The sequence below is a fragment of the Sphingobacteriales bacterium genome, assembly GCA_016706405.1.
In the GTDB taxonomy this organism is placed as follows: Bacteria; Bacteroidota; Bacteroidia; order Chitinophagales; family UBA2359; genus BJ6.
Genome location: JADJJT010000001.1, coordinates 910,869 through 927,129 on the forward strand (window position 1 = coordinate 910,869; position 16,261 = coordinate 927,129).

A 16,261-nucleotide genomic window follows, 5' to 3' on the forward strand; every position below is an offset into this window, starting at 1 on the left:
ATACTATGAAAAATAACACGCTTAAACTAATAGCTTTATTGTTTGTACTGGCTGTTTACTGCTTTGCCCCTGCTTGTAAACAAACAGCCGAGAAACCCAATGCCAAGGCCGATACAACCGCAGTTGCCAATACTACCGATACAGCCTCGGCAACCACAAATTTGGCTGCTGCCCCTAACGCCGCCGGCCATAAATTAGGCTATGTAAACTCGTTGCTACTGCTAAACGATATGCCCCAACGCAAAGAGGCCGATAAAAAATTAGAATCATTGGCAAAGGGCAAGGAAAATAAATTTAAAAATTTAATGACAGACTACGAGAAAAAAATGCGCGATTTACAAGAAAAAGCTGCAAGCCTGACACCCATAGAGCAAGAGGCACGAGCAAAAGAATTGACCGACTTAGAAGAAAAATTGCAAAAAATGCAAATGTCGGGGCAAGATGAATTACAAGCCGAAAAAGATAAACTGTACGCTCCTATACTGGCACTTGCCGACTCGGTTATTAAACAAATTGGCAAAGAAGGTGGTTATACTTTTATTTTTGATGCCCCCTCGTTATTGTATGCCGACTCGCTGCACACCGACCTTACGCCTTTGGTAAAACAGCGATTAGGTATTAAGTAGTTTTGGCTTATTTATTTGCCTTATGAATGATAGTTGAAGAACCACCAATTTGTTTTGAATCCGGATGGTGTTTTTATCCGGAGATAAATAAATAAGTTTTTTTGCAGCTACTTTACCTCCCAACAACTCCTCAATCATGCTATTTGGAAATCCTATTTGTCTATTGTATTAAAAAAATAAAAATGTCGGCACAAATTTTTGAACAAGCCAACCAATTACAACAAGCCATTAACAATTACGCCATCACTACGCTTGATGAATTAGAACAGTTTAGAATTAAATTTATTGGCACAAAAGGCGAGGTTAAAACTTTAATGGGGCAAATGAAAGAAATTGCCGCCGAACAACGGCGCGAGTTTGGCCAATTAGTAAATGAGGTAAAAAACAATGCCGAAACCAAGTGGCAACAACACAAAGAACTGCTTGAGCAGCAGGCTAATTTTACCACCAAAGCTCCCGATTTAACGCTTCCGGTAAATAGGCCTAACGAAGGCAGCAGGCATCCGATAGCTTTGTTTATGGACAAAGTGATTCAAATTTTTAACCGGATGGGATTTGTTGTAGCCGACGGCCCCGAAATTGAAGACGACTGGCATAATTTTACCGCCATGAATACGCCCGAGGACCACCCCTCGCGCGATATGCAAGACACGTTTTATATTGATGTAGAAACTCAACCTAATATATTATTGCGCACCCATACTTCGCCCATACAGGCGCGGGTAATGCTGAGCCAAAAACCACCTATCCGGATAATTGCCCCTGGGCGTGTTTATCGAAACGAAACCATTTCGGCAAGGTCGCATTGCCAGTTTCATCAGTTGGAAGGTTTGTATATTGCCGAAAACGTATCGTTTGCCGATATGAAATATACACTCACTCATTTTGTGTACGATATGTTTGGCAGCAATACTAAAATACGGCTTAGGCCCTCGTTTTTTCCGTTTACCGAGCCAAGCGCCGAAATGGATATTAGCTGTTTTATTTGTGATGCCAAAGGCTGCCCGGTGTGTAAATATACCGGGTGGGTCGAAATTTTAGGCTGCGGAATGGTTGACCCCCAAGTATTGCAAAATTGTAAAATTGACCCCGAAGTGTATAGCGGGTTTGCCTGGGGTATGGGTATTGAGCGCACTTGTATGCAATATTATGGCATTAACGATATAAGATTGATGTTTGAAAACGATGTGCGTTTTTTACAACAATTTGCCTAATGTAGGGCTAATACAATAAAACAAATTGGGTGCCACTAAAGTAATCAGCGTTACGGTACAATATTTATTCGGTTGCTGCTTCCTCAATGATATGAATACAATTTACCATTAGTTCGCGGGTAGGCAGCACTACTTGCCCAGTGTCGGTATCGAGGGTAATATAAACACCATCAATAGATACAATTCGGCCCCGCAAATGGTTAATTTCTATTAGCTGCCCTGTTTTAAATGTTTTACGCCCAAAATACGAGGCTAATATGTTTGTAAGTGCCTCGCGCGAGGCTAAACCATAAGAAATTGCGCCTGCAACTAATACGGCACCAATAATTAAAGACAGGTTTTGGGTTATTAACGAAGTATCAATACCTACCTGATTTAAGGCTGTTATAGTAACCATTACCATTAAAAAGTAGTAAACGAGGCTTCCCATTAAACGCCCTTGGCTAATTCCTAACGAACCTGTTGCAGCCCAAAGTATATTGCGAATAAAACCTACTATAGCCATACCAACAAAGAACAAAATTAACCCACTAAATAGTTTTGGCAAAAGATTAATTAACTGCGTTAGTTGTTCAGATATAACTTTAAGACCAATATAGTCTGTTACTGAAACAACAAAAAGCATCATAATTATCCAATAAACAGTTTTGCTTATTAATTGTGAGGCGGTGAGTTTAGATTCGGCTTTTTCGAGCATTTTAACAACGCCAACGCGGTTGGCAAATGCGTCGAAATTGACTTTTACTAATAGTTTGTTTACAACATACGATAAAGACCGGGCAATGAGCCAACCTACTAAAAATAAAAGTAAGGCGCTAAAAAAAATTTGAGCACCTGATACTAATTTGGGAATTAATGACTCAATGGCATTTAAAAAAGTAGTTTTTATAGAATTGAACTGGTCATTCATATTGTATTGGTTTTGGGGGTTTTTATGGGTAATGACTGATTAAAGGGTTATTTATTAGGAACACATAAATATAATTATTTATAAATTGTAAAAGGATAAAAAACAAGGTCTTATTTTGGTTCTTCATCCGGATTTATATTAGCATTGTTATTGCCATTATTATTGTTTCCATTCCTATTAAAAACATGGTTGTAAAACTCTGCCTTCACCTCTGCCTGTGTTATGGTAAACAAGTCGGCAATTTGCAAAGCACAACGAATTAGCTCAACCGTTTCGAGCACACTTTTTTTGTGGCTCTCGGGTAGCTCACCATCCGGTATTATATCTTTAAAAGGATTGTTGTGTATAGGCGGAATTTGCATAAACTAACTATTACATGTAGCGTAAATGAGTTTGAGGTATTTAATGAGTACAGAGAAGTTTTCAATAATTTATCTTTACAATGTTTGTAAAATGAGTAGAAGAGTTAATATGGTTTGCGCATTTTTTTCAATCGGTCGCGTGCGCGCTTTAAGCGCATTTTCACCGTACTTGGGCTAATGCCTAATATGTCTTTTATGTCTTCAATGCTTAAATCATCTTGATATTTCATGAGGAGCAAAGCGCGGTCTTCTTTGGTAAGTTCGTGAATCAGTATTTTTAGCTGTGCCACCTCAAATTCAAAAATTTCTATCTCCGCTGCGGTATCCTCTTCTATTTGGTCTAAAACTATTTCGCCCTCTTCGTTTTCAATTTGTACTTTTTGTATTTTCTTTTTCTGACGTATAAAGTCAATGCAATGATTATAGGTAATTGAATAAATCCAGGTCGAGAAAGAAGAGTTTCCGGCAAATCCGGAGATATTTACAAATGCTTTTACCATTATTTCATGCGAAAGATCTTCTGCATCTGCTTCTATGCGTACCATTGAAATACATTTTCGATATACTTTGTTAGCATACCGGTCATACAATTCGCCAAACAAGCTGCTATCTCCCTTCTCAATTATGTATTGTATAATCGCTTTGTCGGTCCAATGCTTTGCTTGTGAAAGTATAGTTGGAGGCTTTTTATTTTTACTTTTTTTAGCTAGCACTTTGAATGTATTTTTTTAGACGCATTTTTTTATTAGTGTAACCGGATTAAATGATTTTGCCGGAATTAACTTTTTTAATATTGTTTTTTGGCGCAATAATTTCTTCTGTATAATTTAGAATAGAACCGTTTAACAATCGTGCAAATTTAGCATATTAATAGGTAGGCAAGTACTTTTTTTAGAATATAGTAGTTTATTAAGTTTTTTACTTGTAAATATTAGCCTGCCAAGCTAATTCAGTGCAAAAAATTAAAGCAAGAGCCTTACATTTTTATTTCGTCATTTCGGTTGACATCGGTAAAAAAGCGGTATTCATTTAAAAAGTAGTTTTCGTCGGCGTATATTTTTACCCATTTTTTATGCCGTACAAACCATTTTTGCTGTAACGACGGAATTCCTTTTTTTAGGTAAGCTGCTACAAAAGGATGCACCCATAAATGCAAATTATTATAGTCTAACTCGGTAAAAAGATAGGAAAGGTTGTCTTCAATTTCGTCAATTAACAACAAGGTTGCTTTAACTTTTCCGGCACCTTTGCAGGTTGGGCAGGTTTCTAAAACATTATTTAATTTAAGCATTGGCCGCGCACGTTGGCGGGTCATTTGCATAAGGCCAAGTTTAGTTAGGGGTAAAATTTGGTGTTTAGCGCGGTCGTTTTGCAATTCATCTTTCATGCGCCTATACACCATTTCGCGGTTTTCGCTTTGTTTTAAATCAATAAAATCGATAACAATAATGCCGCCCAGGTCGCGCAGGCGCAATTGCCGGGCTATTTCGCTGGCAGCCTCTAAATTTACGGTAAGGGCATGAATTTCGGCATCAATATTTGGATTTATTTTTTGACCGCTGTTTACGTCAATTACGTGCATAGCTTCGGTATGTTCAACCACAATATGAGCGCCGCTGTTTAAGTTTACGGTTTTGCCAAACAACGATTTTATTTGTTTAGTTACCTTGTAGTGGTCAAAAATAGTGGCGTAGTTATTGTTGTGCAGTAAAACCGATTTTTCGAGTTCGGGATGTTTAAGGGCGAAATTATTTTTAAGGTCGTGGTATAAATTAGGGTCATCAACTATAATTTTGTCGAAGGTTTCGTTTAGTAAATCGCCTAATAATCCGGCCGTTTTGTTTGTTTCCTGCAATACTTTTACCGGGGCCATTCCGTTGTTTTGACCAATGCTTTCTACAATTTTGCGCCAGCGAGCCATTAACACCTCAATTTCTTGATGAAGTTCATTTGCTTTACGACCTTCGGCGGCAGTGCGAACAATTACACCAAAATTTGTTGGTTTTATACCTTCAACAATCCGGGAAAGTCGTTTGCGCTCTTCATTTTCTTGTATTTTACGCGATACCGATACAATTTTTGAGAAAGGAGTTAATACCATATAACGCCCCGGAAGTGTAATTTCGCAACTCAGCCGCGGGCCTTTCGAGCCGTATGCCTCTTTGTCAATTTGTACTAAAAGCAGGTCGCGTTTGCTAAGTACATCGGCAATATTTCCATCTTTGTCTATGTCGGGTTGAAGCTCAAAATTTTGCAATAAATGGGTGCGGTATGTTTTTGCAACCACACCTTTAACAAACTGCATCCACGAGCGAATTTGAGGGCTAAGGTCGGTGTAATGTAAAAACGCCTCTTTTTCTGAGCCAATATCTACAAATGCGGCTTTTAGGGCGGGGGTAGTTTTTAAAACACGACCTAAAAAAATATCGCCTAATCCAAATTGTTGGGTAGGCTGTTGGTGGTGTAGTTCAACTAATTGGTGGTCTTCAAGTAGGGCAATTTCGGCCCCGCCCATAGTATTTTTAATAATAAGTTCGCGCAACACAATTAAATAAATTGTACCCGATGGTCTCTTTTGGAGTAAGAGAGGGTAAGGATAGTTTACAAACAATTTCCGGAATAAACAAAATTAAGAGCTTGTTTATTGAAAGTGGCAGGCATGTTTTAGCTTAAAAAATGACAAAAAATACCCATTCACCCTAAAAAGCAAATTGTTTTTTCCGGATGTTAAAAAAATAAATCCCCCAACTTATTTTAATGAACTAACCTAATTAATAATTGATTCAAAACTTATTTAGGTTTTGCATTTAAGTAGGCCGTATTTTACAGTTCTATTTATTCGCCTACTGTTTTTCTATTGCCGTTACAAAATATCATTAACCAAAAAGCATTATGTTGATAAAATTATATATTGCTTATAGATTAAAAAAATATTCGTCTAACCGAAAAAAATCGAAATTGTTTTATCGAACTCATAGCGTAAAAATAATTATATAAGTTATTTTCCGGATGAGAATTAATAAAAGCATGTACCGGCCAACCGTTTAACAATACAAAGTAAAGCAAAAAAGCATATTACTCATACGCGTTAAGTGCTAAATGTACGTATTTGGGTTAGGTCAGTTAGCTGTTATTTCTTTTTGTGACGATTTTTTCTTAGGCGTTTTTTGCGCTTGTGGGTGGCAATTTTATGGCGTTTGCGTTTTTTTCCGCAGGGCATAATGTTAATTTATTAAATTTATGGTTTTAAAATACTTTGTATTTGTTTGTCTATTTCGGCCACAAAGGTAGGATTTTTTATTAACTTTTTACAATTTTCAAGGGCTTCAACAGCTTTTTGTTTGTTGCCTAATGCAATTTGCGCGTCTGCGGTTAGGTACCAGCCTTGTGGGTTGTTGGGTGCCATGGTGGTAATAGTTTGCAGCCGGGCGGCAGCTTTATCAAACTGCCCCGATACCATAGCCATCCGGGCGAGTGCCAGTTGGGCTTTAATATTTGTCGAGTCTTGCTTAACTATATCGCGCAGCATAAACACGCCACTCATTACTTGTTGGCTTTGTTCACTAAATCCTTCAATATAGCATAAAGCAAGGCCGGTTTTTGCTGCTGTGTCGGCAGGGTTGGTGGCCAATACTTTTTGGTAAGCATTAACCGCGTTTGCTAAGTAAAAATTAAACACTAACGAGTCGGTAGTTATACCCATTGCATCGTGTAGGGCTTTTCCGGCGGCAAGCCAGTTATTAGTTTTGGTAGTATCGGTTTTTGCGGCTCTCAGCAAATAATAGGCACTAATTTCGGGGTACATCCAATTTTGCCATTGATTGGCTATATTTTGCCAACCTGTTGCGCTGTTAGGTTGATTTTGGGTGTTGAGCCGTTTTAAGGTATCGCGTTGGCCGGGGGTTAAGCGTTTGGTTACGTGCTCTATAATGCCTTCAAAGTTTAACTGGTCGGCCACTTTAAGCATACTATCGGGCGAAAAAGGTTTATTTGCCATCGCTGCGGCCATAGGTGGCATACCTGCTGTCTCGCCGCCTTCGCCATTTGCCTGTTGGGAGGCATTTGTGGGCGTTTTGCGCGAGCCAAAATAAAACAGTCCGATGGTAAGGCATAAAGCAGCTACCACCAATAATAATTGGTTGCGTGGCACAGATAAAATAAATTTTAAATCAGGTTAAACCTTAAAAAGAAATGAGCCTGCAAAGATAGGCTTTTTTTGTTGATATTGTGTTTTTGAGGTGGTGGTTCTTCAGGCAAAAAATGTTTTGGTTAAATATATTTGCATTAGAAATTAGCGGTTTTATAATTTTTTTAAACAATTAATATGGGTTTGCTCTTTTTTGGCACGAAATTGGCCTATGCAAGATATGCGCTTGCCTACCACTACCAAATAAATTAGCGCTTTCACTTTGTTAACATTAAACTAAACTAAACTAAACAACACTTATAGCAGCTACATGAGATAAAAGCACATTATTATTAATATGCTTAAATTAAACTAATTATGAATGGATTGAGCAAATATTACATTTTTAAAATTGTAAATAGCTTTGCCGAAGAATTAACCGCTACCGAGGCGGCTCAAAAACTCGATATTAACCGCAATACGGTTAATAAATATTACCGTTTTATCCGCGAAGCTATTGCCTCCTACCAGCAATTGCAGTTCGATTATTTTGTAGCTTCAACTATGCCGTCTCGACCGCCTTTATTTTTAATGGGCTGGCATACCAATTTGGGCTTTTTGAGCGACTTAAGCAACGCACACGCCACTTATGCTGTTTATGCCGACCATGAAAAGGTGCATATTGTAAAATTGCCCAGCGATGTTAAACAGCTTAACAATTTGCCCGGAATTGCCGATATTAAACCCGAGATTTTAATTAATGGCAAAAAGGCAAGTTTTGAAAATGCCCGAAAATTTGTTAGTTACGCCCGTGAAAATTTGATGCGCTTTTATGGTGTAAAAATAGAATATTCTGAGTTGTACTTAAAAGAACTTGCTTTTAGGTATAACTATAAAGACAAAGATATAAGCAAACTAATTCAACGGATTTTGCCCCACCACAGCGATATTTTTAACAAATCTATACGAAGGCAAGCACATTTGATTTCTTAAATTGCTAATAAATAATAGCATTAGCTTTAATTTTGTTGCGTCAAATACATAATTAAGGCAATTATAGCTATTACCGCTATTATTGTTAGGGCAATTTTTATATAGCTAAGTGGGCGTTCGCCGGTAACTTTGCCCGTGCGCCCATTTACTAAAAACCTATAAACCTTGCCATTGTAACGGTATGCGCTAATAAAGATAGGCAATAGTATATGCTTAAAAGTTATATCATAAAAATTGGTGTTTAGTGTGGTAATTTGCTGCACATCGCCGCCAATTTGCTGCTTAACTGATTGTCTGATGGCCACATCCATCCGGACTTTAGCAGCTACTAAACCATCTTTAACCTCTACTTGGTAACGCTCGGCTCTAAATCCCGACAAGTATTTTTCGTTAAAAGGCTCTAAGTTCATCAAATCAAAAGGTTCGAGGTTGTTTATATAATCGGCGGGCAACGAGGTACAGGCTACCACTAATACATCGTCAAAAAAAACACGTACGCGCCCCGATGCAGGTGACCAGCGCACTTTTACCACCGGAACTTGTTGCATGCTGGTTTGGCCGTTTACCGTAACAGGCTGGGTAACATAAGTTGTATAATTATCGCCGCGCAAACCATTGTAGGTACTATCGGTTTGGCTGTCGTAGGTCCAGTACGGAATATAAATACCTATCAGCTTATCGGGTTGCGAGGCATGGCGTTTAAGGTTGTTGGGGGCAAACCACAGGCCATGTAGCCAATCGCTGTATTTTTGGTGCGCCGCTTTATGGTCAATATTAAAAGGCAGTAAGCCCTTAGGCTTTAGCACTTCGCAGGTGCTTGCATTTTTTACAACCAAACTACTGCCGCAAAACGGACATTCTGAGGCCGTAACATTAGGCGGCAACGTAGTGCTGGCACCACAACTTTGGCAATGCGCCAATACTACTGTTTGGGTGTCTTGACTTTCAAATCCGGTGGCAATAAATTGCTCGTAATTAATTTCTTCGAGCACTTCGCCCGATACTTCAATTTCGTTGTTTGTGCCGCAATAGGTGCAAACTAAATTTTTGGTTCCGGGCTGATATTTTAAAATAGCACCACAATTTTGACATTTAAGGTCTTTAAATACAAGGGTTGCCGGATTTAAGTCCATAGTAAATTAAATATAAATGTGAAACACGCAATATTGCTGCAAACTAAGCAACCATTTTTAGTTTGAAAAAATTCATGTTTGCCGGCAAAACTAAGCAAATTGCAGCAGATAAATATCACTTGATTTGTTTTTTTATTCTGTGGTAAACTTTTTATCCTTTTTTTTATCTATTTTTATGATAGTTTTACCCAACGCAACAACAACAACTCGTTATGACCACTCATTCTACATTTTTCGCCCCTCGTTTTTCGCTTTTTTGTTTGCTTTTTTTGGCCTATTTAATGGCCAAAGCAAATAACAATACTAATCAGTTTGTTTTTCCAAATCCTTACCAAACTTCGTTTGAAGAAGCTTATAAACAATACCCCACCATACCCCCCGGCGTATTGCAAGCCATAGCATACAGCAATACCCGAATGCGGCATTTAACACCCCAAAATACCCGCAATGCTTGCAGCGATATGCCGCGTTACTATGGCGTAATGGGTTTGATAGCCGATGGTAAAAACTGGTTCAGAGACAATTTACAGCAAGTTGCCAATTTATCCGGATATAAGCCTGACGATTTATACCGGCAGCCCGAAAAACAAATAATGGCCTACGCCGCAGCTTTCTCGGCCTTGCAACAACAACTCGGTTGCACCTCAACCCAAATAGAACATAATTTACCCGTTTTGTATGCCTTAAGCGAGCTTCCGGAAAGCCCAAACCCCCAAGCCGATTTTGCCCTCAACAGCCAAATTTATCAAATTTTGTATTGGCTAAACCACCCGCAATTCAGGGCAACGTATGGCTTAAACAATGCCAATGCCCCGCAAATAAATATAGCAGCCATTTTAGGCCCAACAGTTTACGCGCAAGTTACTGCTGCCAGCCAACAAATTACAATACCGGCAAATTTGCCCACACCCACAACACCAAATAGTGGCCCCGCCAAAAACCCCGAAGCCTGCACCATGCCCGACGGCCCTGCCCAATATTCATCTGCGTTATGGGTGGCTACTACCAATTACAGTAGCTATGCTATTGAGCCGTTTACCGTAGCCATACACACCATGCAGGGCACGTATGCGGGCAGTATTTCGTGGTTTCAAAACCCCGACGCACAAGCATCGGCACATTATTGCGTTAGGGCTTTCGATGGCCAAATTACGCAAATGGCTTGCCACACCGCCCGCGCATGGCATGTTACTTCCCAAAACTCGAACGCCGTTGGCATTGAACACGAAGGGTTTGTTGAAGATGGCAACGCATGGTACACCAACGCCATGTACCAAAGCTCGGCGCAGCTTACCCAGTTTATAGCAGCCGACCGCTCAATTAATACCCTGCAAACCTACGACGGCCCCCCTACCGATGGGCTAAAAGTGTTAAGCAACGAGTGCCATAAAATTAAAGGCCATCAGCATTTTCCCGACCAAACCCATATTGACCCAGGCCCCTTTTGGGACTGGGAACGCTACTACCTGCTTATTAACACTTTGCCAAAACCACAGGCTAATTACCAAAGCCAAACCGATACCATTTACGATAGCGGCGGCGCAACTAACAACTACCAAAACGAAGAACGCAAAGTTTGGCGAATTAGCCCAACAGACGCTAAAACGGTTACCCTTACCTTTAAAACCTTCGATATTGAAAAAGACTGGGATTTTTTATGGATTTACGATGGCCCAGACAATACCGGTGCCTTAATTGGCAAATATTCCGGAAATACCTTGCCCGGAGTTATTACGGCCTATTCCGGAAAAATGTGCTTAGAGTTTAGGTCTGACTGCGCCACCACAAAATCCGGATGGATGGCAGTTTATAACGCCAGCTACAGCGATGCGGCGTGTCCGGCACCTAATAATTTAGCTGTTACCAATCTTTATCCGTTTGGTGCTACCTTAACATGGAGCGAATCTGACAAAACAACCGGCTACAATTTGCGCTATAAACGCGATTTTGCTACCGACTGGACAAACATTAACACCGACAATACAAGTTTAGCACTAACGGGCTTAATACATAATGCCGTTTACCAATGGCAGGTGCGAAGCCAATGCGGCACCGACCAATCGGGGTGGGTGGGCAGCACTTTTACAACCCCAGCCGCTGGAAGCACCCAAACAAGCCCAGGCAGTTATACCACTACCGCCTGCGAAGGTATTTTTACCGATAGCGGCGGCACAGAAGCCGTTTACAGCCATTACGAAGACTGGACTTATACCATTGCCCCCGCCGGAGCCACCGGATTAACCTTACAATTTACTAATTTTGAAACGGAAAATAATTTTGACGTTTTGTGGATTTACGATGGCTTAAACACCAATGCGCCGCTTTTAGGCAAATTTTCCGGAACCAGCTCGCCCGGAACCATCAACGCAACGGGTGGGGCTTTAACTTTGCGCTTTACCTCCGATAAAGCAACCTATAAAAACGGCTGGCAAGCAAACTGGCAATGCAGTGGCCTGCCGCAATGTTTGCCTACAACGTTAATAAACCCTTTACCCACCTGGATTACCAACGACTGCGAAGCCACGTTTGTTGATAGCGATTGTGCCGTAGGCTATACCGGCTTTTATGCCCCGCTTGACTATAGCAGCGAGTGGCGTGCAAATGGCAAAGCCGGCTTTTTTAACGACGAGTTTGGCAAAGCACAACTTCATGCCGATTGGGTTACAACATTGGGCACATGGGCTACAAACAACGGCGTTTTGCAACAAACCAACCAAACCCTTACCAATACTAATTTATATGCCGCCTTAAACCAAACCCAAGACGGCACCTGGCTATACGAATTCGATGGTAAAATTAGCGGAACTAATGCCGACCGCCGCGCCGGCCTCCACTTTTTTTGTAGCGACCCGGCAGCAACTAATCGCGGTGATTCGTATTTTGTATGGCTGCGCGCAGATGGCAACAAGGCACAAATTTACCGAACTAAAGACAACGTATTTACCTTAGAAGCCGAAGCTGATGCTTTAATTGAGGTCAATACGTGGTATAACTACCGGATTACGTACCACCCAGCCTCCGGAAAAATAAATTTTTATCAGAATGGCAATCTGTTAGTAACCTTTACCGATACAAACGCTTATAAATCGGGGCAGGGCTTGTCGTTGCGCAGTGGCAACAGCCTTTTTGAAGTAGATAATTTGCGCGTGTATCGGTCGCGGCTTGGCAGCGCAACCACTATTACCGTAGGCAGCGACCCAACCGACATGGTTAGATACCAAAGCCCTAATCCTGGCACGTTTGGACTTAAACTGTACTCCATTATTTTAGCCGATAATGGCCTTTGGTCGAATACAACTTACCAAGCAACAAAAATAGACTGGACACCGCCCGTAGTTAATTGGGTAAACGATGGCAACGATAAAGATGAAGCGGTAACATTTGATAAAACACAGCTAACAGCTAACTGGCATGTGGGCTACGATGCACAATCGGGGGTAGCGGCATGGTATATTGCAGTTGGCACCGCGCCGGCCACCGACGATATAAAAACATGGCAATATGTGAGCGAAAATCCGGTAAATTTGACCGGATTAAACCTACTATCCGGAATAAAATATTTTATCAGCATTAAAGCCGAAAATAATGCCGGATTAATTGGCGACCCCACCTCGAGCAACGGCATTTTTTTGGCCAATACCGACAATAGTGTAGTGGTGCAAGCCCAAGCTTGGTTGCAAGGTGCTTACGTGCCCGATGCCGGCAAAATGCACACCGCCTTAAATAACAATGGTTGGTTGCCCGAGGAACAGCCTTACGCAGTAGCGCCGTTTAATTATGCCGGATGGGAAGCCACTACCAACGTACCCACCAACGCCGTTGATTGGGTGTTGGTTGAGCTGCGCGATGCCCTCTCCCCTAAAACTGTGCTTGAAACCCGCGCTGCTTTTATCTTGGACAATGGTTTTTTAGCCGATTTAGATGGCTCTGCAGGGGTTAAATTTTATACCGTTGCCGCCAATAAAAACTACTGGGTAGCTTTAAAACACCGCAATCATTTAGGTATTGCTACGCAGGCGCCCGTGCTGCTGCCTAATGCCCAGCCTGTTGCTTTTACGCAGCCCAACCAAGTATTACAAGGCTTAACCTGCCTAACATCGCTGCCCAATACCCCCGATTTTGCATTGGTGGCCGGCAATGCCTCGGCAAAAAAAGGTGTAAACACCCTTGCCGATTTTAATGCCCTGCAAGCTGCGCAAGGCCAAACAAACCCCTATCATCCCACCGATACCAACCTCGATGGCCAAACCACCTCAGCCGATTTGCAACTGTGGTTAAACAACGCCAGCAAAATAGCGCTTAAATGGCTGCGGTAAGAAGGTATTTTGTTGAGTCCCTGTATTGTATCAAAATGAGTTCCAAACCAGCCCGAAGTTGAAACCTTTCAATTTCCGGAAAAACTGTTGTTTGAAGGGCAAAAATATAACCACCAAAACTGTGGATATAGGCATTTTCCGGATAAGTTTACGCTCCGTTTTTTATCCGGATATAATTGAGGCAACCCACTTCAAAATATATTTCCTCCGGATTTATTAACACAAGAAAAACAAGGCCATAAATCGCCGCTGTTTAAAGTTAATTGCCTAAATTTGTCGAAAATTGACGGTTTTTAGACGAGCTATCTTTATACTTAGCTTGTTTTTTTGCGTGCGTAATTTCTCCCCCTATTTATTTATGATACGGTTTAATTTGTTTACTTATTTATTCTTTGCGCTTACATCCGGTATAGTTTTGCTTTCTTTGGCAAGTTGCCAACAACCCTCCAAAAATGCAGACAGCAGTAATAATAGCTTAACAAATTACAAATCCAAACCCGATTTACTGCTCGCAAACATAGATACTACTATTAGCCCCGGCAACGATTTTTTTGCCTACGCAAATGGAACATGGCTTAAAGCTAATCCAATTCCAGCCGACGAAAGCAGTTGGGGCATTTGGAATTTGGTAGAAGAAGAAAACTATAAGCGTTTGTTGCAAATTAATGAAACTGCTGCCAAAAATATAAATGCCGCCTCCGGAAGTGCCGAACAAAAAATTGGCAATTTTTGGGCTATGGCAATGGATAGCACCCTCGCCGAAAAACTCGGCTTAACGCCCCTTGAGGGAATGCTTACGCATATTGATGCAGCCCTAAATTTAAATAGCATGGCTAAACTATTAGCCGAATTAGGCGATTGGGGAGTGCACCCTTTATTGGGGTATTATATTGGTCAAGACAACAAAAACAGCGAAAAAATGATGCTCACGTGTTATCAAACGGGGTTGGGCTTGCCCGACCGGGAGTATTATTTTAAAAAAGACAGTGCTACCATTGCCATCCGGAATACTTATGTTCAAGTGTTAGAAAACATCTTAACTTTATCGGGCCGCCCAGCACAACAGGCCAAAACATCGGCGGCAGCTATTTTGAAATTTGAAATGGAACTGGCAAAATCGCATAAAAAATTAGAAGACCTGCGCGACCCTTATGCCAATTACAACAAAATGAGTTTGGCTAATTTTTATAAACTAACACCTACCGCAAACTGGCAATTATTTTTTGAAATGAACGGCTTAACTCGCGCCGATTCGGTTATTGTTGGCCAGCCCGCCTATTACAAAGCCTTAGAAAAAGCACTTAAAACTACCGACTTAACCATGCTTAAAGATTATTTGCGGTTAGCACTGATAAACTCGTACAGCGAAGCCCTGCCCAATGCTTTTGGCCAAACTTATTTTGAATTGGAAAAAGCACTCGAGGGGGTTGAGCAGCGCAAACCTCGATGGAAACGCACCCTACAATTACAAGACAATTTAATGGGCGAATTATTAGGCGGCCTTTATGTTAAGCAATATTTTAACGAAACAGCTAAAAAACGATATACAGATTTGGTTGAAGCCATTCGGGCAGCCTATAAAATCCGGATAGAAAAATTGACATGGATGAGCGACTCAACCAAACAACGCGCTCTGGTAAAATTAGCCGCTATGAAAAAAAAGGTTGGGTATCCGGATACATGGAAAGATTTTAGTCAAATGGAAATGACCCGCGACAACTACGTTGTAAATTTAAAAAATGCTAATAAATGGTGGCATCGTTACGAGCTTAATAAATTGGGTAAACCTGTTAATAAAAACGAATGGGACATGAGCCCCCAAACCTATAACGCCTACTACAACCCCTCGAACAACGAAATAGTGCTGCCAGCGGGTATTTTTACCGTACCCGGCTACGCCGACCACGAGTTAGACGATGCCCTCGTTTTTGGCTATGCCGCGGCAAGCACCATTGGCCACGAAATAACACATGGCTTTGATGACGAAGGCCGGCAATATGATGCAAACGGAAACCTTAAAAACTGGTGGACCAAAGCCGACGAAAAACAATTTAAACAACGCGCACAAGTAATGGTTAAACAGTTTTCGAAAATGGTAGTGGTCGATACTTTTAAAATTAACGGGCAAGCTACCCTTGGCGAAAACTTAGCCGATTTGGGCGGTGTTTTATTAGGCTGGGATGCCTACACCCAAACTCCCGAATATAAAGCCGCTAAACCCATTGCCGAACTAACACCTGCACAACGCTATTTTTTAGGCTACGCATTAGGATGGCTAGGGCATTCTAGACCCGAAGCTTTAAAAAACAAGGTAATGACCGATGTTCACTCGCCGGGCAAATTTAGGGTCAATGGCCCTGTTGTAAACATTGATGCTTTTTATGAGGCATTTTCTATTGACAAACAAAGCCCAATGTATCTTCCTAATACTGAAAGGGTTAGCGTATGGTAATTTCTTTTATTTGCCGCCTTAATAAAGACAGCAGCAAAATGCTTTGAGCTTTATCATTATTTATTTATTTTTTGATGAAAATAAATTAAATATTTATTAACTTAGTTTTGATTGGTAAACTTAAAATGC

At 40.9% G+C, this 16,261-nt stretch carries 12 protein-coding genes; 5 read left to right on the plus strand and 7 right to left on the minus strand.

Going from position 1 to position 16,261, the window contains the following annotated elements; translation table 11 throughout:
* Positions 1-5 precede the first annotated feature (5 nt).
* Positions 6-626, plus strand: a complete 621-nt coding sequence (locus tag IPI59_03525; GenBank protein MBK7526626.1) for an OmpH family outer membrane protein — start codon at positions 6-8, stop codon at positions 624-626.
* Here IPI59_03525 and IPI59_03530 read toward each other — a convergent pair.
* Complete coding sequence (locus IPI59_03530; protein MBK7526627.1) at positions 612-764, minus strand: hypothetical protein; 153 nt, start codon at positions 762-764, stop codon at positions 612-614. The genes IPI59_03525 and IPI59_03530 overlap by 15 nt on opposite strands.
* Positions 765-808: 44 nt before the next feature.
* Here IPI59_03530 and pheS point away from each other — a divergent pair, with 44 nt between their 5' ends.
* Positions 809-1,840: a phenylalanine--tRNA ligase subunit alpha gene (pheS, locus tag IPI59_03535; protein MBK7526628.1), complete on the plus strand. Its 1,032-nt coding sequence runs from the start codon at positions 809-811 to the stop codon at positions 1,838-1,840.
* A 64-nt stretch (positions 1,841-1,904) separates the two neighbouring features.
* Here the strand turns inward: pheS and IPI59_03540 are convergent, their stop codons facing one another.
* The 5 genes from IPI59_03540 to IPI59_03560 all read right to left on the minus strand — a co-directional run bounded on the left by IPI59_03540 (position 1,905) and on the right by IPI59_03560 (position 7,262).
* On the minus strand, positions 1,905-2,750 hold the full coding sequence (locus IPI59_03540; protein ID MBK7526629.1) for a mechanosensitive ion channel: 846 nt from the start codon (positions 2,748-2,750) through the stop codon (positions 1,905-1,907).
* Between the two features lie 110 nt (positions 2,751-2,860).
* Positions 2,861-3,112, minus strand: coding sequence for a hypothetical protein (locus IPI59_03545; protein MBK7526630.1), 252 nt, complete (start codon positions 3,110-3,112; stop codon positions 2,861-2,863).
* 104 nt (positions 3,113-3,216) lie between these two features.
* Positions 3,217-3,825 carry an RNA polymerase sigma factor gene (locus IPI59_03550; GenBank protein MBK7526631.1) on the minus strand — a complete coding sequence of 203 codons (609 nt, stop codon included), beginning with the start codon at positions 3,823-3,825 and terminating at the stop codon, positions 3,217-3,219.
* A 263-nt stretch (positions 3,826-4,088) separates the two neighbouring features.
* Entirely contained in the window at positions 4,089-5,657 is a 1,569-nt protein-coding gene (locus tag IPI59_03555) for an Rne/Rng family ribonuclease (protein MBK7526632.1), read from the minus strand.
* A 693-nt stretch (positions 5,658-6,350) separates the two neighbouring features.
* Positions 6,351-7,262 (minus strand): tetratricopeptide repeat protein, encoded by a 912-nt coding sequence (locus IPI59_03560; GenBank protein ID MBK7526633.1) that lies wholly within the window; start codon positions 7,260-7,262, stop codon positions 6,351-6,353.
* Between the two features lie 354 nt (positions 7,263-7,616).
* On the opposite strand from IPI59_03560, the gene IPI59_03565 reads away from it, so the two are divergent.
* Positions 7,617-8,231, plus strand: a complete 615-nt coding sequence (locus tag IPI59_03565; GenBank protein MBK7526634.1) for a hypothetical protein — start codon at positions 7,617-7,619, stop codon at positions 8,229-8,231.
* A 26-nt stretch (positions 8,232-8,257) separates the two neighbouring features.
* Here IPI59_03565 and IPI59_03570 read toward each other — a convergent pair whose 3' ends face one another.
* Positions 8,258-9,364 (minus strand): primosomal protein N' (replication factor Y) - superfamily II helicase, encoded by a 1,107-nt coding sequence (locus IPI59_03570; protein MBK7526635.1) that lies wholly within the window; start codon positions 9,362-9,364, stop codon positions 8,258-8,260.
* 212 nt (positions 9,365-9,576) lie between these two features.
* On the opposite strand from IPI59_03570, the gene IPI59_03575 reads away from it, so the two are divergent.
* Both IPI59_03575 and IPI59_03580 read left to right on the plus strand, forming a co-directional pair.
* Positions 9,577-13,680: an N-acetylmuramoyl-L-alanine amidase gene (locus IPI59_03575; GenBank protein MBK7526636.1), complete on the plus strand. Its 4,104-nt coding sequence runs from the start codon at positions 9,577-9,579 to the stop codon at positions 13,678-13,680.
* Positions 13,681-14,038: 358 nt separating this feature from the next.
* Positions 14,039-16,132: a M13 family metallopeptidase gene (locus tag IPI59_03580; protein MBK7526637.1), complete on the plus strand. Its 2,094-nt coding sequence runs from the start codon at positions 14,039-14,041 to the stop codon at positions 16,130-16,132.
* Positions 16,133-16,261 lie beyond the last annotated feature (129 nt).